The organism is Marinirhabdus gelatinilytica, assembly GCF_003353425.1.
Lineage (GTDB): Bacteria > Bacteroidota > Bacteroidia > Flavobacteriales > Flavobacteriaceae > Marinirhabdus > Marinirhabdus gelatinilytica.
The window spans coordinates 12576-31989 of sequence record NZ_QRAO01000005.1 but is presented as its reverse complement, the minus strand read 5'-3'; the positions used below and the strand labels follow the sequence as shown (position 1 = coordinate 31989).

The following is a 19414-nucleotide window of genomic DNA, read 5'->3' as shown; positions in this document are numbered from 1 at the left end:
CTACGGGATTTTTGCTGAAATATTATACATTGAAGAGTAGGATTACGTCTATATAGTTTCAGCAATAAATATGGCTTTTTGTCTTAAGTTATATTTCTATCGTACCTTTGCACTACTTATTCCAGAAATACCCCATGAAAATAATCATTGCCGGTGCTGGGGAAGTAGGGTTTCATTTGGCGAAGCTACTTTCCTACGAGTCCCAGGACATTATATTAATAGACAATAAGCGGGAAACTCTTACCTATGCAGATACGCATTTGGACATTCGTGTAATTAAGGGTGATGCAACTTCTATTGCCACACTCAAAGATGCGCAAATAGAGCAAACAGATCTAGTAATAGCTGTTACCAGTAGTGAAACAACCAATATCACTGTATGTGTACTGGCTAAGCAATTGGGGGCCAAACGTACCATTGCCCGTATAAGCAATACCGAGTTTTTGGAAAATAAGGATGAGGTTGGGTTTAAGAAGTTTGGTATAGATGAACTTATCTCACCAGAAGCCCTTGCCGCCAGTGAAATAGCACTTTTGCTAAACCAGAGTGGTTTTAACGATACGTACGAATTTGAAGGTGGTGCCCTTACCATGATCGGGCTATCGTTGTCCAGGACGGCAACATTTGTGGACAAAACGGTTAAAGAGGTTGCGGCTTTATACCCGGAGCTGGATTATGTGCCATTGGCCATACAACGCTTTGGTACCCAATACACCCTTATACCAAGAGGAGATACCCAATTTAAGGAAGGCGACCAGGTTTATTTTACCACCACCAAAAAAGGGGTGGATGAAATTTTCAAACTTACTGGAAAGGTTAAAACCGAAATAAAAAATGTGATGATCTTGGGCGGAAGCAAGATTGGCTATAAAACCGCAAACGATCTATGTAAAAACAGCTTTAGGGTAAAATTGATCGAAAGCAACAAAAACAAGGCATTCGATATTGCCGATGAAATACCCAGTTGCTTGGTAATAAACGGAGATGGAAGAAACGTAGAATTGTTAGTGGAGGAGTCCATTGCCGAGATGGACGCTTTTATATCGGTTACCGGAAATAGCGAGACCAACATTATGTCCTGTCTTGTCGCCAAGAGCAAAGGAGTGAAGAAAGCCATTGCTTTGGTGGAGAACATGGATTATTTTCAACTGTCCCAATCTATTGGGATAGACACCTTGATAAACAAGAAACTATTAGCGGCCAACACTATTTTTAGATATGTGCGGAAAGGTGAGGTTGTGGCTATGACAAAGCTTAATAATATGAATGCAGAGCTGTTGGAATTTGTGGTTACTCCCAATTCCCAGGTTTCCGGAAAAATTATCAAGGATATTGAGTTGCCCAGATCTGCCATTATTGGAGGCGTTGTTCGCAATGGGGAAGGGATAATCGCACTGGGAGATTTTCGTATAATGAGTGGAGACCGTATCGTAGTTTGTTGTTTGCCACAATCTATTTCCAAGGTTGAGAAATTCTTTGTGTAATGCGCACCATTACTTCATTAAATTATAAAATCATATTTCATCTTCTGGGGCTATTGCTGCTGGTCAATGGTGGCTTTATGCTATTGGCTGCATTGATAAGCTTGCTATATAAGGATGGAGTGGTTTTACAAATGGTGCTTGCCGGGAGTACCACGTTGGTCATTGGCGGTTCTGTTATGTTGCTCACCAGAAGCCATAGAAAGGAAATCCACAAAAGGGATGGATATGTAATAGTATCCTTCGGGTGGATTACCATGGCACTCGTTGGTACATTACCTTATCTGTTTACGGGAGCCATTCCTGGTTTTGCCAATGCGTTCTTTGAGACCATGAGCGGCTATACCACTACTGGTGCATCTATTCTTAGTGATATAGAAAGCTTGCCCAAAGGAGTACTTTTTTGGCGAAGCATTACCCACTGGATTGGCGGTATGGGTATCATTGTTTTGGCCATCGCTATCTTACCATTACTTGGTATTGGGGGGATGCAACTGTTCACTGCAGAAGCCCCTGGTGTTGGCGGAGATAAGCTGCACCCTAGAATTACAGACACTGCGAAAAGGCTTTGGATTATATACGTAGGATATACCGTGGCAGAAACTATCTTGCTGAAAGTTGCCGGAATGAACCTCTTTGATGCTATGAACCACTCGTTGAGTACCTTGAGCACTGGAGGCTTTTCTACAAAGAACACAAGCGTGGCATTTTGGAACGATTCTCCAATAATTCAGTATATAATCATTGTTTTTATGTTTTTGGCGGGAACCAATTTTGTGTTGAGCTACTTCGCTTTTAAGAAACGGTTTTCCCGAATCTTTCAAGATGATGAGTTTAAATGGTATGTAGGGATGATCGCTGTGTTTACTGTTGTTGTCTCGCTTCTTATTTATTTCAAGGCAGATGTTTCCCTTTCCAGTGTAGAGCACCCAATGGTATGGGGAGCTTTTGAGAGTGCACTGCGTCACGGTATGTTTCAGGTGGTTGCTATAATTACTACTACAGGTTTTGTCTCGGCAGATTATACCCTTTGGACCCCTTTCTTAACAGTGGTTTTCTTTGGGTTAATGTTCTTGGGAGGCTCTGCTGGTTCTACTGCGGGAGGGGTTAAGATTGTTCGACACCTTATTATGATAAAGAACGGTATTCTGGAATTTAAGAGAACGCTGCATCCTAACGCAATCTTACCCGTGAGGTATAACAATCGTGCTGTGCAACAGCCTATTGTGTACAATATTCTAGGCTTTTTTATACTTTACATGCTCTCGTTTATCATGGGAGTGTTGGTTTTTTCCTGGTTAGGGTTGGATTACAGGACAGCCTTGGGGGGGGCGGCCTCCACCTTGGGGAATGTTGGGCCGGCTCTTGGAGATCTAGGCCCCGTGAACAACTTTGGTAGTATCCCAACCGCAGCAAAATGGTGGGCCTCTTTTTTAATGCTAATAGGTAGGCTCGAACTCTTTACAGTTCTTATCTTGCTCACACCTTTTTTCTGGCGCAACCGCTAGATTTCATTATAAAACTTTTGGTACATTTACGGTATGGGCGATAAAAAGCAAATCCCTTCTGCGACCAACGTTAGCGAAAACAGCAGGCGGCATTACAAGTACCGAAGCAACAAATGCCTCAATTGCGGGCAACCCTTGGATCTCTCCGATGTATATTGCCCTTATTGCTCACAGCTTAATAGCACAAAATCATTATCGCTTAAAGATTTTTTCAGTGAATTTTTTAACAGCATTGTAAGTTACGATTCGCGGTTGCGCTACACCGTGGGCGACCTGTTGTTTAGGCCTGGAAGAATAACAAGAAACTATACTCGGGGACAGCGGTTAAGGTATGCCAACCCATTTCGTTTCTTTTTGAGCGTTTCCATTATTTATTTTCTGCTGAATAGTCTTGTGACCAACCTTTTCCCAGAAACCAATGCAAACTATCAAGTAAATGAAAACAGGGAGCCCATCCAGTTTTCTTGGAGCAATTATGATAAAGGCACTGGTGAGGATATCCCTGCTCCTACAAAAAAAACCGAAGCTAATATCGAAAATACCCCGGGACTCAAGGAGTTGGACAGTGCCATTACTGCCGAAATAAAAAAGAAAAAACTGGCGGCCGATACTACACAAAATAATGCTACAACCTATCTGTCAGAAAAACAGCTGGCCACCAAATCTTGGTCAGAGAACATTGAGGAACGTCTATTTCTTTACAAGGAATTTTATCTAAAGAGTGAGATAAAGGACCCGGCCATAGCCCTGGACAGCCTCCGCCACAATAACACGAGATACCACCGCTGGTTGTACAGTAGGAGCGTTGCGACCCAAAAAGTAGTAGATGACCCAAAGGCGTTTGTGCTATATATGCTCCAAAAAATCCCTTTTTTCATCTTCTTTTTCACGCCCTTCTATGCCCTGTTCTTCTGGTTGGTATACTCACGAAAAAAGTTTGGGTATATGGAGCATATAGTTTTTATTTTCCATCTCTTCAGCTTTCTGTTCATCGGCCTGTTTATTACTACCCTTCCCGACTTGCTTTTGGACACCGAAATCTTTAAAAGCATCCTCTTCGGAATTGTAGGGCCTTTCTACTTTTATAAGGCATTGCGCAATTTTTATGAGCAAAGTCGCCTTGTAACCATTATAAAATTCATATTTTTAAATATTGTTTTTTGGATTGGTGCTTCGGTTGCGGCAGCTATCTTCTTTATCATAACAGCAGCAGTGTATTAATATGGTTCAACAAATAACGCAGGGAATAAAGATTTCGGTTACCAATAGGTTCGAGGGAATGTTGGAAGACAATACTATACCTTCTTATGCTTTTTCCTATACCATAACCATTGAGAACCAAAGCAAATTTATAGTACAGTTGGTTTCCAGACACTGGGAAATAATTGATGCACTTAACAATACCGAAACTGTTGAAGGTGAAGGAGTGATAGGTGTACAGCCCATATTACAGCCTGGCCAGTCGCATACCTACAGTAGTGGTTGCTTGTTAAATGCGCCAATGGGAGCTATGCAGGGCACGTATACTATGATGAACCTGGACACGGCCGAAAATTTTCTGGTGACCATCCCAGCGTTTAAGCTGAACGCTGCTTTTGCAATGAACTGAATTCCTGTAAACTACCCACCCCCTCAAGTTTTATCTTTTTTCCTAGCTGTAGTATATGGCAATACCCACAATGACTGTCGTACGTAAACTGGAATGGCAGTGTAGTATCGAAATCACTTGAAACGTACACGCCATTGTAATCCATCTCGCCCTTGTTGTTATAGCGCTGGATATTGAAATGATACGGTGGTAAATGAGCCGAAACAACTTTGAACCAAGCATCACTACCTGTTCCTGAAAGTTTTTGAAAGCTAGCATCCTTAGAGAACTTTTCTTGGGTTTCTAAAAGGTGGGTATCCTGCACAGCGGGTCTTTTTTTGTGAAAATAGTTGGACAGGTTTTCCTTGAGGGCCGTGCCGTTAAATTCTTCTACCAAACCATTACGAACCTGGAACACTTTTTTTTGGGTGCTAGCTTTTTCTACATTACCAACTGTGCTAGGGGTAAACTTCTTGTTGTGTTTCAGGGTTTTTATTATTTTTTGGTCGGTTGTGGCTGCCAGGAGGGTGTCGGTAACAAACCTTGCGCAATTGCTTCCTTTTTTTTGGAAAGCACCATACGGAATGCTTCCCTTTTGCTGAAGCTCGTGGATAAATGTTTCGGCTTTTTCAAAATTAATCGCGTCACATACCGAGGCCAACAACCGCCCTTCACCATGTGTTTTTTGGGGATTTGCATCCAGCCAGATCAAAATTTCCTCTAGATTTTGAAGCGTATTTTTATTAGATAGTTGTCCTGTAATGGGTATGGAAAGTTCTGCATCGGTATTTGCGCCACGAACTCTTCCGTGGCCTTTTGGGGTTACGTACCTTCCAAAATCGAAATAGTGCAGCGCCCCCGTTCTGTTTTCAACGAGCACCAAGGCAGCATGCCCAGCTTTAATATATTCTTTCGTGCCAAGCCCAAACAGCGGTAGCAGTTTACAAACCCACTCGGTACTCATGGTTACATAAGTATCGGGGTATGCTAGTGCTATTATTTTACCGGAGTGCTTCAAAGGAGAGCTGCTGTTTGTTGTTGAGTTTGTAAATCGTTGTAGTACATGTTTACATCGTTACCCGCTTTATGTACTTGTGTAATACTTTTGGTTTTTACAAATCCACGGTCCATTACAAGATTTGTCTCGGGGTTTCCATCCCCAGCCCGGTTGTGGAAATTGAGTACTTCCTCAGAAGTGGGTTTCAGGGTTTTCATAATAAATTCAGAAAACCACGCTTCCCGCAATTCTTTGGTTTCTTCATCATACAGTAGGGAAGAGGACCATATATGTGGCTGTAGGGGCTTTTCAGAATAGTGTGGCTCCTTTCCGTCCCAAACCAACTCGAATAGTTGTGTCTCATTCTCAAACAGTACCATAATTATGGTAAAGGGCTCAATACCATTGAAATCGAAGGTTGTAATAGCTTCGTGTACGTTGGGTGCCGTAAGTAGTTTTGTAACTATAACCCCCCGGCTCATACGATACTCGGCCTCTCTTTTGTGTGCCGTGAATCCGCCGTTGAGCAAGCAGATAAGCCGGTTTTTTTCTGAGAGACCAATCCAAGTGCCCCCTGCAACTACATCTTTTGGAAACAAGAGTTTTGTACCCTCCACCGTATATTGCTCTGGCGGAAGGGTGCTTCTTTCTGGGGCTTCATCCCTGTTTGAGGTCAGGATAAAGTCGTTATTGTTTTTGGGAATAAAAGTAAGCGTGCACATAGGCTGTGTTTGTCGATTTATTGAGCAATTGCTTTCAATGTGGGTAAAAATAGAAAAATTATTAAGACAATGCTTTAACTGCTGAATTGCCTATAGCTGTGTGCGCCGATAGCTAAATACTGCCTACTGTTCCTGCTTACTGCTTACTAATTTTGTACCTTTGCAACTCAGAATTTTAAAACCAAAATACATCACTATGGGAAAAGGATTTTTTGAAGTGCCTATTGCAGTTAACGAACCAATTTTGGACTATGCTCCAGGTTCTCCAGAGCGCGATCGTGTGCTGAAAACCTATAAAGAAATGTATAATGAAACAATAGAAGTGCCATTGTACATCAACGGAAAAGATATTAAAACAGGAGATACGGCTACCATGGCGCCTCCCCATGAACACAAGCATGTTCTAGGGACTTACCACAAAGCTGAAAAGAAGCATATTGAGGAAGCCATTGCAGGAAGTCTGGAGGCCAGAAAGAAATGGAGCCAGATGCCCTGGGAACAGCGGGCGGCAATATTCTTACGCGCTGCCGAGTTGATCGCAGGTCCTTACCGTGCGAAGATAAATGCTGCAACCATGTTGGCGCAGAGCAAAACCATACATCAAGCTGAGATAGATTCGGCCTGCGAGCTTATAGATTTCCTTAGGTTCAACGTACAGTTCATGACAGAGATATACCATGAGCAGCCAGAATCTACATCAGGCGCCTGGAATAGATTAGAGTATCGCCCACTGGAAGGGTTTGTGTATGCCATTACACCTTTCAATTTTACTGCTATTGCGGGTAACCTTCCTGCTAGTGCAGCATTAATGGGTAACGTGGTGCTTTGGAAGCCTAGCGATAGCCAAGTGTATTCAGCAAAGGTAGTACTGGACGTTTTCCGTGAGGCAGGAGTACCGGACGGTGTTATTAATATGGTGATGGGGGATCCTGTGATGATTACCGATACTGTTTTGGACAGTCCAGATTTTAGTGGGCTCCATTTCACGGGATCTACTACAGTATTCAAAGATTTGTGGCAAAAAATAGGAACTAACATCCACAACTATAAAACGTACCCCAGAATTGTTGGGGAAACAGGAGGTAAAGATTTTATCGTTGCACACAAGTCCTCGAACCCACGCCAAGTAGCTACAGCGATTTCTAGAGGAGCTTTTGAGTTCCAAGGACAAAAGTGTAGTGCCGCCAGCCGTTGTTATATATCAAAAAGTATTTGGGATGATGTAAGGGAAATGGTGATTGGTGATGTAAACAGTTTTAAGATTGGTTCTCCTGAAGATATGGATAACTTTTTCACTGCTGTGATCCACGAAGGATCTTTCGATAAATTGGCTAGCTATATAGATCAAGCACAAATAGACCAAAATGCCGAAATTGTAGTAGGAGGAACCTACGATAAGAGCGAGGGGTACTTTATTCACCCAACCGTGATAAAAACCGAAGATCCTAAATATGCCACTATGTGTACCGAATTATTCGGTCCTGTAGTCACTATTTATGTTTTTGATGATAACAAATGGGAGGAAACCCTGCAATTGGTAGATGAAACAAGCGGATATGCTTTAACGGGAGCTGTATTTAGTGAAGACCGTTACGCGCTTGAGATAGCTGTAAGGGCACTGGAAGATGCTGCTGGAAACTTCTACATAAACGATAAGCCAACGGGTGCTGTTGTAGGACAACAGCCTTTTGGTGGGGCAAGAGCAAGTGGAACCAATGATAAAGCAGGAAGTAAATTGAACCTGTACCGTTGGGTCTCACCAAGAATGGTGAAAGAAACATTTGTCTCACCCATAGATTATAAATATCCTTTTCTAGGATAATGCTTTAATTGTACAGAACTTAAAAAGCCCGTAACATTTGTCACGGGCTTTTTACATGCCAAAAAATAGAGTATATATCTACTCGTAACCTTTAGTCTCGTTCACTTTTGCGTATTGTGAGTTTATGGTAGCGTTATCTGTATCGGTAACCATAACTACTAGTTCCAAATTCTCCACTACGTATTCTGGAGACAGTTGAGTGCTAAGTGTTGTTTTGTATTCTTCCAAAGCAGGCGTGCTTGTGATGTTATTTCCAAAAATATCGGTTAGGGAAGCTCGTAGCACATCATCATGTACAAAACCTACTATGGGGTCTCCTTGTTGATAATACTGGCTGTTAGGGTCGTTATTGAGATAGTTAACTTGATCCGCAATAATCCCATCTTCTACTAAGTACACAACTAGCTTGTTGCCTGTGAGACCTTCTTCGCTAGATACACTTATAGTAGCATTTAATGTACTTCCATTTATGCTGGATGAAATGCCAATCCCCATAGCTGAATCTTCACCGGCCATACTGGTAACATCTGTAGCTTCGTAAGGTGGGCTCCAGTTTGAAGTACGGTTCAATCTACCAGTTGGGAAACCAAAAACTTCAAACTCTTGGCGTAGCAGCTCTTCAAAAGCAACGGTCATCTCGTCGTTGTTGTGTATGGCAACTACGGTGATATTATCAGTGATGTCGTGGACTTTTTCAATAGCCTCGGTCACACGGGGGCAGTAGCCGCACCAAGTACCGGTGTGGTCCTCTATACTAACTTTTCTTTTGGGCACGACAACACTGAACGTTTCGGTCTCGGTTGTTGCGGTTGTTCCATTGTTGTCAAATTCGGCATAAACCTCGAAGGTTCCTTCCACATCAGAACTGAAAGTACTTTCTTCTAAGGCTGTACCATCTACATAAAAGGTGGCCCCAGCCGAAATATCGGTACCATCCTCATCGAAAAGAGCAAAGTCCACAGCTTGGTTTCTAAGGGAAGCAGGTCTATAGACTAGGCCAACTTCAATTTGGGTAACGGTATCATCTTCCAAAAAAGATGAAAAATCTTCACTTTTGGTACAGCTCGTCAAAGTGAGAGTTGCAAGTGCGATAATAAATAATGCTTTCAATTTCATAGTAATTTTCAAAATTATAACTAGTGGTTAAAATTAGGCATTTTTTTTGATATAATTGTGAACAAGCCTTTTAAATTCAATACTATAGCGGATTAGTAGGCTTTTAAAAAAACTAAAAAGTTTCAAAAAAAAGCAGTAATATTGTCTCACTTAATTTCTTAACAAACTTTTAATTATCATGAAAAATCTATTCCTAATTGCAGTTTTAATGATGGGTATAACCGGTCTTGCCCAAGACGAACTCCCCAGTATAGAGCTTACAACCTTAGAGGGCTCTACTGTAAATTTACAAAATGTAGGTCAAGAAGATGGGGTTACCATTGTATCCTTGTGGGCAACTTGGTGTGTGCCTTGTTTAAAAGAACTGGACGCAATTAGTGAAGTTTATGACGATTGGCAAGATGAAACCAATGTAGATCTTGTTGCCATCTCTATAGACGATAGCCGTACCGTAAAAAGAGTAAAGCCACTTATAAACGGTAAAAGCTGGGATTACACCATACTTCTGGATACGAACAACGACGTGAAGCGCGCCTTAGGTGCCGCTACCGTTCCTTTGACACTTTTGGTAAAGGATGGCAAAATAGTATATCGCCATAGTGGTTACAGCCCTGGTGCCGAAAACGAATTATACGAAAAAGTTCAAAAATTTTCTAAATAAAAAACGGCCCCCTGCGGCAACAACTAACAACCTATGAAAAAACTACTTTTATGCTTTGCCCTTGCGGCAACAGCCACTTCTTTAGCCCAAGATAACGGATATTTTTTCGGTGGAATGGAATCTAATATGCAGTGGCTATTGGACGACGATGGTCTAAAGATGTCCGATACCGACCCGGGATTTATAGCTCCTGAAGACCAGTTTAGGGCGAATAACTACTTTCAGCTTAATTATACCTTGGGGAAATTTACTGCCGGGGTGCAATATGAAGCATATCTCCCCAGTGCACTATTAGGGTATAGCCCAGATTTCGATGGAGGTAACGGCGTCACCAATTATTATTTGAACTTTAAGAGTGAAACATTGGACTTAACAGGTGGGTATTTTTACGAACAGTTTGGTAGTGGTCTTATCCTGAGAAGTTGGGAGGATAGGCAACTTGGTATAAATACCGCATTAAAAGGTGTTCGTGTAAATTTCACCCCTACAGATTATCTTGAATTTACAGGAGTATACGGAAACCAGAGAAATGCCTTTGAGGTTTCTGAAGGAGTAATACAAGGACTGGATGGAAATCTAGATGTGGGTAATCTTGTCGATACAGGAGATATAGACCTTAGGATAGGTGGAAGCTATGTTGGGCGCTACGAAGATAGAGGAACTAACGATACTATACCCAGTACCGTGAATGCCTATTCTGGTCGTGCAGATTTTACGTTCAAGAATGTGTACGGAGGAATTGAGGTAGTGTACAAAGAGCCGGATGTAATTGCCAATGAGGGGATGATAGTTTCCAATAGGCTGTACGATGGTTCGGCAATGCAGGTTAACCTTGGTTATGCTCAAAGGGGTTTCGGTATAAACAGTACGTTTAGGCGTCTTGAAAATTTCAGCTTTTATGCCGATAAGTTGGCTGAAGGAAATCAATTTAATCAGCAGCTTATCAATTATGTACCAGCGTTGACCAAGCAACAGGATTATCTGCTCACCAATATTTACGTATACAATTCGCAGCAAGATTGTTAACGGACGAACTGGAACAGCGTGCAGGTGAAGTAGGAGCCCAGACCGATGTGTTTTACACCTTTCCAAAAGAAAGTATTTTTGGGAAGTACAAAACCAAGGTTGCCGCAAACTTTTCCTATTGGGGTGGGTTGGAAGCGACATTTAATGAAGACTTAAGTTACGAAGCTGAATTTATTGGTTCTGGAGACCGATACTTCAGGGATATAAATTTTGAGATAAAGAACCGTTGGACAAAGTCATTCAGGTCTGTACTTACATTTCAAAATGTTATTGCAGACAAGGGAGTCGTGCTTGGAGGCCCATTGGGGGTGCAAGGCGATATAAACGCTAGTATTGGGGTGATTGAGGGAACGTATAGTTTTAGTGGTAGTCGTTCTGTGCGCGTTGTAGCACAACATTTATGGACCGAGGACGATAGAAAAAACTGGGCAGGTGGCGTGGTAGAATATAACTTTAACTCTCACCTGAACCTTTATTTTGCAGACTCTTATAATTACGGGGGAGAAGGAGAGATACACTACTACAACATAGGTGGGAGCTACTCAAAAGGAAGGACAAGATTCTCGATGAACTATGGTCGCCAGCGTGGTGGATTGATATGTGTTGGAGGAGTTTGTAGGTTCGTTCCAGAGAGCAACGGACTTTCAGCAAGCCTAGCCGTTACGTTTTAATAACTTATATAATAAAATTGAAAGAGGAGGGTAATATACCCTCCTTTTTTGTTTGCTTACTTTTTATGGTTTATTTGTGAGGTGCAACATAGAACCCATAGAAAGTATATCTGTCTTCCTTTTTTGAATACTTAGACTTTTGTTGCTGTCCTAAGTTTAAAACCTGCTATTTGAAATAAAAGCCAAAAGGTTGTCTTTACTATTATTTTACGTTTGAACATAAAAAAGCCTGCAGTTCTCTCTGCAGGCTTTCATTTTTTATCGTTCAGATGATGTTATCTTACAATAACCTTTGTGGTTTGTGAAGCACCTTTGTTGTTGGTAAGAACTACCATATAGGTTTGCGCTGCAAGATCTGCAACGTTCACTTGATTTAAGCCTTGCTCTAATTGCTGTTGGCTAACGATTCGTCCTTGGATATCGTACATGGTGAATATGAGTTCTTCGTTTGCATTTACTTCAACGGTATTGTTCACCATTGTTGAAATGATAGCGGCATTAACTGCATTTGCTTCTTCAATGCTCAAAAGGGCTGGGTCGTAAACATAGGTAAAAGTTAAATCGTCACCTATTTCATTGCCGGCGCCATCTACTTCGTAAAATCTAAAAACATAGGTTACAACATCAGAGCCTCCAGTGGGCAAGTGCTTAAAGTGGTCACCACTTGAAGTTTGAGTTTGTTGTGGAGCAATTACTACGGCATCATTGATAGGGTAGTTCTGTCCAATGGTAACACCGGTATAACAAAGTCCAAAGCATATCTCAAGGTCGCTACCATCAGAGTTATTGGCACTTACGAACTCAATTCTCATATTGATATCGTTAGTGGTATTTTCATTGGTGACAAAAAAGGGAAGATTTGCCTCAGGAGCAATGGAGCTTCCAATAGTTATCGTCTGTCCATCAGTAATAGGGTCTCCCGCATGGGTAGCTACAGAAAATTGTGCGTTTGCAACAAAACCGGCTACCAACATCGATAAAAGTGATGGTTTTTTCAACATAATAATTAATTTTTGAAAGTATATTAGGAGTGCAAAATATATATAACAGGGCATAATTCTATGGCTTTATAAAAAAAAATGAAACTACAAAAGGTTAAACGGTAAAAAAATCGTTCTTAAGTGTGTAACAGACTGTTACCCTACTGTTGTTATAGGCTTTCCTGTAAAATTTTAACATTTAAATACGTTGCGTTTTTTGTTGATTTTTAGCTAAAATCATATATATTTGAAACGCTTTTTAACAGAAAATAAACCTTAAATTAATAACAATGTCAAAAAAATTACTAAGCGGATTAGTGTTGTCTTTTTTTGCAATAAGTGCATTTGCACAAACTATTGTGTCTACAACACCAGAGGATAAAAAAGTTATCCTCGAAGAATTCACTGGGATAAACTGTGTGTTTTGCCCAGATGGTCACGCCATAGCGCAAGCTATTCAAGATGATAATCCTGGAAATGTATTCCTTATAAATATTCATACTGGTGGTTTTGCAAACCCTAGCGGTGGGCAACCAGATTTTAGAACTCCGTTCGGTTCAGCAATTGCAGATCAAAGTGGGTTAGTGGGATATCCAGCGGGTACCGTAAATAGACATATATTCCCAGGACAATCCCAAAGTGGAGATCCTGATGATACTGCTATGAGCCGTGGTGCTTGGGCAGGAGCTTCAAATGATATCTTGGGACAGGCGTCTTACCTTAACATGGCTGTTGAGGCAGAGGTAGATGTTCAAACTAACGAGCTAACTGTACACGTAGAAGCATACTACACTGGAGACAGCCCAGAGGCCACAAATATGCTGAATGTTGCATTGTTGCAAAATAACACCCTAGGACCACAAACAGGTGGAAATATGGGTAACGAATATGTTCGCCAACACAGATTGGTACATTTAATCACCGGACAATGGGGCGAGTCTGTTTCTCCTACAACTGCAACATCTTTTATAGACAGAACGTATACTTACACTATCCCCGCAGGTTATAACAGTGTACCTGTAGAATTGGCCGATCTTGAATTGGTTGTGTTCATGACAGAGACAACCCAAGAGATCATAAGTGGAAACGGAGCTTATCCAACCTTCACTAACTTGGCGAATGCAGATGATGTTAACCTAAGATCTATCCAGGATGTTCCTGAACTGTGTGCCGAAACTTTAGCGCCAGTAATAAACATCCAGAATAATGGAGCTAACGACCTTACATCTTTGGACATTGAGTACTCTATTAATGGTGGAACTCCAGAAACATATACTTGGACAGGACTACTTACATCGCTTCAAAACGAAGACGTTGAACTCCCAGAAGTAAGTTTTACTATGCAGGCAACCAATACCATAGATGTAACCATCCCTAACGACGATGACAACTCAAACAACGATGCAACTTCTTCTTTTGACCAAGCAGTAAACGGTACAGGTACCGTGTATATGGAGCTCAACACAGATCAGTACGGAAGTGAAGTGCGTTGGAATGTAACAGATGTAGACGGAAACGTTCTATACAACGGAGGCCCTTATGGTAACAATACTACTATAAATGAAACCTTCCAATTAGATGCAGGTTGCCATACCTTTAACCTAATCGACACCTACGGTGACGGTGGAGGGGCTGTAACACTTACCGATTCTGATGGAACTGAAATATACAGCACCAATGGTGCTTACGGCTCTGGAGAGTCTCAAAACTTTGGTTCAGACGGTGTACAGATTCTAAGTGTTGGAGAAGTAACAGCGCAACAAGTGGTAATCTATCCTAACCCAGCAACAGACGTGTTGAACGTTAAAAATGCTGAAACAGGTTCGATTGCTGTTTTTGATATCCTTGGAAAAAAGATTATCGAATTGAACGATCTTTCCTTGAACGAAGCTATAAACGTTTCAACATTACAGGCAGGAACCTATCTGGTTAAAATTTCAGTAGGTGGAACTGTGACAACCGAGAAATTCATCATTTCAAGATAATTGAATTTAATATAAATTGGTAATTAAGGCTTCCTGAAAAGGGAGCCTTTTTTGTAAAAAAAAGATAATGGACTATACGATCAATAATGAAGAAGTAGTGTTCGACAATCATTACAAGATGCTGAAGGCAAATGTGAGCTACGATACATTCTCTGGAGACAACATTACCACCACTAGGTTTGCGTTCCATAGGGGCGATTCTGTAGCCATTCTGTTGTTTGAAAAGGATTCGTCCTCAATATTGTTGACCAAACAGTTTAGGTACCCAACTACGCGGCACGATGAGGGGTGGATTTTTGAAATCCCAGCAGGCTCTATGGAAAAGGATGAGTGCCCACTTACCTGCATCATTCGGGAAACCGAAGAGGAGATGGGCTACAAGGTGTATCAGCCAAATCAAATCTCAAATTTCTATACCTCCCCAGGTGGCTCAACCGAACGCTGTTATCTTTTTTATGCTGAAGTAACCCCAAGGGATAAAACAAGCAAAGGTGGTGGCATGGATAGTGAAAATGAAGATATTAAAACCGTGAAGCTCCCTATTTCAGAAATGGATAGTTGGCTTTCAGAAAAAATCTTTGATGCTAAGACCATCATTGCGCTACAATGGTTTATGGCACATAAAATCTAGCCTTTGTATTTAAGTGGAAGATGTACCACGCTTTTGGTTTCAAAAAAATCTTCCTCGAAATAATCGGTTAGTTTATATATACTTGCTTTGGGAAAAGGTTGAAGTTCTTCGGTAAGGTCTCCACCTTTTAGGTATAGGATTCCGTTTTTCAGTTCGTGGTTGCTCTTCTTTGCCACGTTGTTCCGTACCCACCTTACAAAAGTCTCCATTTGCGCAACGGCGCGGCTTACAATAAAGTCGTAATGGTCGGTGATGGTCTCCACTCTTCCATTGGTTATTTTTACGTTTTGCAACTGGAGGCCTTGCGTTACTTCTTGAACCACTTTTATCTTTTTTCCAATGCTGTCTACCAAGTGGAACTGGGTCTCTGGAAATAGTATGGCCAAGGGGATGCCTGGAAAGCCACCACCCGTGCCTACATCAAGAATCCTTGAGCCCTGAGCAAATGGTTGCACCTTTGCGATACCCAAGGAATGCAGCACGTGTCTAAGGTACAACTCGTCAATATCCTTTCTGGAAACCACGTTTATTTTTTGGTTCCAGTCCTTATAAAGGTGTTCCAATTTTTCAAATTGAAGTGTTTGTACCTCAGTAAGTTGTGGGAAATATTTTTCTAAAAGTTCCATAGCGTACGTAATAGCTGCAAAAGTAGTGCTTCTTTTATAACTTTTTATTTTGGGTAGAGAAATTTTGATTTACAATGCGTATTTTAGCCGTTTAATATTCAGGAGCAATCCTGAAGGCAAACCCAAAATTGTGAATACTCCTCAAATAAAATTTTCCCGTGTCGATTCAGCCAAGTTTTTCAGGACACTCAATAAACGAGTAAATACCTATTTTAAGGAAAACGAAATCGCTAGAACGGGCAATTGGAAGCTCCACGTGAAGACCATAGTGATGTTTTCGTTGTACCTGTCGCCATACTTTCTTTTGCTTACCTTAAATTTACCAACCTGGGCGCAAATACTCCTTACCATTGTAATGGGAATAGGAATGGCCGGTGTTGGGATGAACGTGATGCACGATGCCAACCATGGCTCATATTCGTCAAAAAAATGGATCAATAAAATTATGGGGGGAAGCCTTTACATACTGGCGGGTAACGTATACAATTGGCAAGTACAGCACAATGTGTTGCACCATACGTATACAAATATCCACGGTCACGACGAAGATTTGGACGCTGGCCGTATTATCAGGTTTTCTGAGCACGCAAAGTGGCGAAGGTTTCACCGCTTTCAACATGTATACAGTGTTTTCTTGTATGGGTTGCTCACGTTCAATTGGATGCTCACGGCCGATTTTAAACAAACAAAACGCTACCTGTCCAAAAAACTTTCCTATGGAAAATTTCCAAAGCCTTCAGTACAGTGGACAACCTTATTTATTACCAAGGCAATTTATGTTGCTATCTGGATCGTGCTTCCTATCCTGTTTTTCGATATCGCTTGGTGGAAGATATTGATAGGTTTCTTTTTAATGCACTACGTAGCTGGCTTGATCTTGAGTATTGTTTTTCAGTTAGCGCACGTTGTGGGCGATACACAAATGCCCCTTCCTGATAACACGGGGAACATGAAGAATACTTGGGCGATACACCAATTGTTCACTACGGTAAACTTCAGCACCAAAAATAAAATAATGAATTGGTTTACGGGAGGATTGAACCACCAAGTGGAACATCATATATTCCCAAACATTAGTCATGTTCATTATACCAAGATTTCAGAAATAGTAAAGAAAACGGCTCTTGAGTTCAATTTGCCGTATAACGAATATAAAACTACCCGAAGTGCTATAATAGCGCACTTTAAGCATTTAAAAGCAATGGGCGTTAACCCTGCAATACCAGCCTAAATTATGAGCAACCAACTTTCCGATCGTGTAAACAACATGGCAACCTCTGCAACACTTGCAATGGCGGCGAAAGCCAGGGAATTGCGAGAAGCTGGAAAAGATATTATTGGCCTTAGTCTGGGTGAACCGGACTTTACCATTCCAGAATTTGTAAAAGAAGCTGCCATTAAAGCCATTGAAGAAGATTACCATAGCTATACTCCGGTAGATGGGTACACGGAGCTCAAAAAAGCAGTGGCCAAAAAGTTTGAACGAGACAACAATCTAGACTACAGCTTGTCACAAATCGTGGTCTCTACGGGAGCAAAACAAACCTTGGCAAACCTTGCACAGGTATTGCTGAATAAAGGTGACGAAGTATTGTTGCCAGCTCCTTATTGGGTAAGCTATGCAGACATCAGTAAAGTTGCAGGAGGTGTGCCCGTTGAGATTAAATCTTCTATTGAAACAGATTTTAAGGTAACCCCACAAGCGCTTGAAGCGGCCATTACACCCAAGACAAAAATGATGATTTACAGCTCGCCCTGTAACCCTAGTGGATCTGTGTACAGCAGGGAAGAGCTTCGTGCCCTAGCCGATGTTCTGGTAAAACACCCACAGATAATCGTAGTGAGCGATGAGATTTATGAGCATATAAATTTTACTGACGATCGTGTTTCCATGGCACAGTTTGAAGATATGTACAGTCGTACCGTCACCGTGAACGGAGTGTCCAAGGCATATTCTATGACCGGATGGCGTATAGGCTATATGGGTGGTCCAGAATATATTGCCCGTGCCTGTACAAAGATGCAAGGGCAGGTTACCAGTGGTGCCAATTGTATTGCCCAGCGTGCTACAATAGCGGCATTGGAGAACCCGCCGAGTAAAATCCAATATATGGTAGATGCTTTTAAAGAGCGCCGTACATTGATATTGGACTTATTGAATGATATCCCTGGTTTCAAAACGAACGAGCCAGAAGGAGCCTTTTACGTATTTCCCAATGTTTCCCACTACTTCGGAAAAACCCTTAACGGGAAAAAAATTGAAAATGCTTCAGACTTTGCATTGTATCTGCTGGAAGAAGCCAACGTTGCAACCGTTACGGGTGAAGCTTTTGGAAATCCAGAGTGCATTAGGATAAGCTATGCCGCTTCTGAAAAGGATATAAAAGAGGCGATGAAACGCATCAAAAAGGCATTGGCTTAAAGAAGTTATATCTATGTCAAAAATCCTCCTCCTCGGTTCCGGTGAACTCGGTAAAGAACTTGTAATTGCCGCACAACGCTTAGGGCAATACACCATTGCTGTAGATAGTTACCAAAACGCCCCTGCCATGCAAGTGGCACAGGAGTTTGAAGTGATAAACATGCTGGATGGCAATGCGCTGGATGCCTTGGTTGAAAAACACAAACCAGATTTTATTGTCCCAGAGATTGAGGCCATACGTACCGAACGTTTTTATGAATACGAAAAACAGGGCTACACCGTGATACCCAGTGCCAAGGCCGCTAATTTTACGATGAACCGCAAGGCCATTCGCGACCTTGCTGCAAAGGAGTTGGGGTTAAGGACAGCAGCCTATAGATACGCAACTTCCGCCAAGAGTTTACAGGCAGCTGTAGCCCAGATAGGGATGCCATGTGTTGTAAAACCTTTAATGTCTTCCAGCGGAAAAGGACAAAGTACCATAAAGACCGAGGCCGATATACAAAAGGCTTGGGACTACTCCCAAGAAGGTTCCCGTGGCGACGTGGCCGAAGTGATCGTAGAAGCGTTTATAGATTTCAACTATGAGATTACCCTTCTTACCGTAACCCAACGCAATGGGGAGACCCTGTTTTGCCCTCCCATTGGGCATAGGCAGGAACGGGGCGATTATCAAGAAAGCTGGCAACCGGCCAGTATGGAAAGTGCCCATTTAAAGACGGCGCAGGATATGGCCGCAAAAGTAACCGAAGCCCTAGGGGGCGCAGGAATTTGGGGTGTTGAGTTTTTTGTGGGGGATGATGGGGTGTACTTTTCTGAACTATCCCCACGACCGCACGATACAGGGATGGTAACGTTGGCGAACACACAAAATTTTAATGAGTTTGAATTGCATCTCCGTGCCGTATTGGGGCTTCCCATAGCCGAAATTACCCAAGAGCGTATAGGTGCCAGTGCCGTGATTTTGGCAAAAGGCCATAGCGATAACCCAACATTTTCGAATATTGGAACCATAGCTGCAGCTCCCAAAACCGATTTTAGATTATTTGGCAAACCAACTTCCCGTCCCTATAGGCGTATGGCTGTTGTGCTAACCTACGATGTCTTAAATGGTGATGTCTTAGCAGTTACACAGCGTGCAAAGGAGCTGGCCGCAAAAGTTGAGGTGAAGCTGTAAC

General features: G+C 41.9%; 18 protein-coding genes. 13 read left to right on the top strand and 5 right to left on the bottom strand.

All coding sequences use genetic code 11. From position 1 onward, the window contains the following. Window positions 1-134 precede the first annotated feature (134 nt). From trkA to apaG, 4 genes are read left to right on the top strand one after another with little or no spacing between them, the layout of a single operon-like run. Window positions 135-1484 (top strand): Trk system potassium transporter TrkA, encoded by a 1350-nt coding sequence (gene trkA / locus C8D94_RS12780; protein WP_115124355.1) that lies wholly within the window; start codon window positions 135-137, stop codon window positions 1482-1484. Beyond that, window positions 1484-2989, top strand: a complete 1506-nt coding sequence (locus C8D94_RS12775) for a TrkH family potassium uptake protein (RefSeq protein ID WP_115124354.1) — start codon at window positions 1484-1486, stop codon at window positions 2987-2989. Before trkA ends, C8D94_RS12775 begins: the two co-directional genes overlap by 1 nt. Before the next feature lie 33 nt (window positions 2990-3022). Beyond that, window positions 3023-4210: a DUF3667 domain-containing protein gene (locus tag C8D94_RS12770; RefSeq protein WP_115124353.1), complete on the top strand. Its 1188-nt coding sequence runs from the start codon at window positions 3023-3025 to the stop codon at window positions 4208-4210. 1 nt (window position 4211) lies between these two features. Beyond that, complete coding sequence (gene apaG / locus C8D94_RS12765; protein ID WP_115124352.1) at window positions 4212-4598, top strand: Co2+/Mg2+ efflux protein ApaG; 387 nt, start codon at window positions 4212-4214, stop codon at window positions 4596-4598. On the opposite strand, the gene C8D94_RS12760 is transcribed toward apaG, so the two are convergent. Then, a complete protein-coding gene (locus C8D94_RS12760) occupies window positions 4567-5595 on the bottom strand; it encodes a DUF6695 family protein (protein ID WP_115124351.1) in 1029 nt (342 codons plus the stop codon). The two genes, apaG and C8D94_RS12760, sit on opposite strands and share 32 nt — an antisense overlap. Beyond that, window positions 5592-6296 (bottom strand): NRDE family protein, encoded by a 705-nt coding sequence (locus tag C8D94_RS12755; RefSeq protein WP_115124350.1) that lies wholly within the window; start codon window positions 6294-6296, stop codon window positions 5592-5594. Before C8D94_RS12755 ends, C8D94_RS12760 begins: the two co-directional genes overlap by 4 nt. A 196-nt stretch (window positions 6297-6492) precedes the next feature. On the opposite strand from C8D94_RS12755, the gene pruA reads away from it, so the two are divergent. Then, window positions 6493-8118: an L-glutamate gamma-semialdehyde dehydrogenase gene (gene pruA / locus C8D94_RS12750; protein WP_115124349.1), complete on the top strand. Its 1626-nt coding sequence runs from the start codon at window positions 6493-6495 to the stop codon at window positions 8116-8118. A 78-nt stretch (window positions 8119-8196) separates the two neighbouring features. Here the strand turns inward: pruA and C8D94_RS12745 are convergent, their stop codons facing one another. Further along, window positions 8197-9234 carry an Omp28-related outer membrane protein gene (locus tag C8D94_RS12745; RefSeq protein WP_115124348.1) on the bottom strand — a complete coding sequence of 346 codons (1038 nt, stop codon included), beginning with the start codon at window positions 9232-9234 and terminating at the stop codon, window positions 8197-8199. Between the two features lie 178 nt (window positions 9235-9412). Here C8D94_RS12745 and C8D94_RS12740 point away from each other — a divergent pair, with 178 nt between their 5' ends. Genes C8D94_RS12740 through C8D94_RS12730 form a run of 3 tightly spaced genes read left to right on the top strand, consistent with a single transcriptional unit; the run spans window position 9413 to window position 11592 of the window. Continuing rightward, entirely contained in the window at window positions 9413-9895 is a 483-nt protein-coding gene (locus C8D94_RS12740; protein ID WP_115124347.1) for a TlpA family protein disulfide reductase, read from the top strand. Window positions 9896-9928: 33 nt separating this feature from the next. Continuing rightward, a complete protein-coding gene (locus tag C8D94_RS12735) occupies window positions 9929-10921 on the top strand; it encodes a DUF6029 family protein (protein ID WP_115124346.1) in 993 nt (330 codons plus the stop codon). Then, window positions 10915-11592 (top strand): DUF6029 family protein, encoded by a 678-nt coding sequence (locus tag C8D94_RS12730; protein WP_115124345.1) that lies wholly within the window; start codon window positions 10915-10917, stop codon window positions 11590-11592. Before C8D94_RS12735 ends, C8D94_RS12730 begins: the two co-directional genes overlap by 7 nt. A 275-nt stretch (window positions 11593-11867) precedes the next feature. On the opposite strand, the gene C8D94_RS12725 is transcribed toward C8D94_RS12730, so the two are convergent. Then, window positions 11868-12593 carry a T9SS type A sorting domain-containing protein gene (locus tag C8D94_RS12725; protein ID WP_170134779.1) on the bottom strand — a complete coding sequence of 242 codons (726 nt, stop codon included), beginning with the start codon at window positions 12591-12593 and terminating at the stop codon, window positions 11868-11870. A 269-nt stretch (window positions 12594-12862) separates the two neighbouring features. On the opposite strand from C8D94_RS12725, the gene C8D94_RS12720 reads away from it, so the two are divergent. After that, window positions 12863-14557 carry a T9SS type A sorting domain-containing protein gene (locus C8D94_RS12720; RefSeq protein ID WP_115124343.1) on the top strand — a complete coding sequence of 565 codons (1695 nt, stop codon included), beginning with the start codon at window positions 12863-12865 and terminating at the stop codon, window positions 14555-14557. A 67-nt stretch (window positions 14558-14624) separates the two neighbouring features. Further along, window positions 14625-15188, top strand: a complete 564-nt coding sequence (locus C8D94_RS12715) for an NUDIX domain-containing protein (RefSeq protein WP_115124342.1) — start codon at window positions 14625-14627, stop codon at window positions 15186-15188. On the opposite strand, the gene rsmG is transcribed toward C8D94_RS12715, so the two are convergent. Continuing rightward, window positions 15185-15814 (bottom strand): 16S rRNA (guanine(527)-N(7))-methyltransferase RsmG, encoded by a 630-nt coding sequence (gene rsmG / locus C8D94_RS12710; protein WP_115124341.1) that lies wholly within the window; start codon window positions 15812-15814, stop codon window positions 15185-15187. The two genes, C8D94_RS12715 and rsmG, sit on opposite strands and share 4 nt — an antisense overlap. A 127-nt stretch (window positions 15815-15941) precedes the next feature. Between rsmG and C8D94_RS12705 the strand changes: the two genes are divergently transcribed. Genes C8D94_RS12705 through purT form a run of 3 tightly spaced genes read left to right on the top strand, consistent with a single transcriptional unit; the run spans window position 15942 to window position 19413 of the window. Further along, complete coding sequence (locus C8D94_RS12705) at window positions 15942-17045, top strand: fatty acid desaturase family protein (protein ID WP_115124502.1); 1104 nt, start codon at window positions 15942-15944, stop codon at window positions 17043-17045. Window positions 17046-17048: 3 nt separating this feature from the next. After that, window positions 17049-18236: a pyridoxal phosphate-dependent aminotransferase gene (locus tag C8D94_RS12700; protein ID WP_115124340.1), complete on the top strand. Its 1188-nt coding sequence runs from the start codon at window positions 17049-17051 to the stop codon at window positions 18234-18236. 13 nt (window positions 18237-18249) lie between these two features. After that, window positions 18250-19413, top strand: a complete 1164-nt coding sequence (gene purT, locus C8D94_RS12695) for a formate-dependent phosphoribosylglycinamide formyltransferase (protein WP_115124339.1) — start codon at window positions 18250-18252, stop codon at window positions 19411-19413. Window position 19414 lies beyond the last annotated feature (1 nt).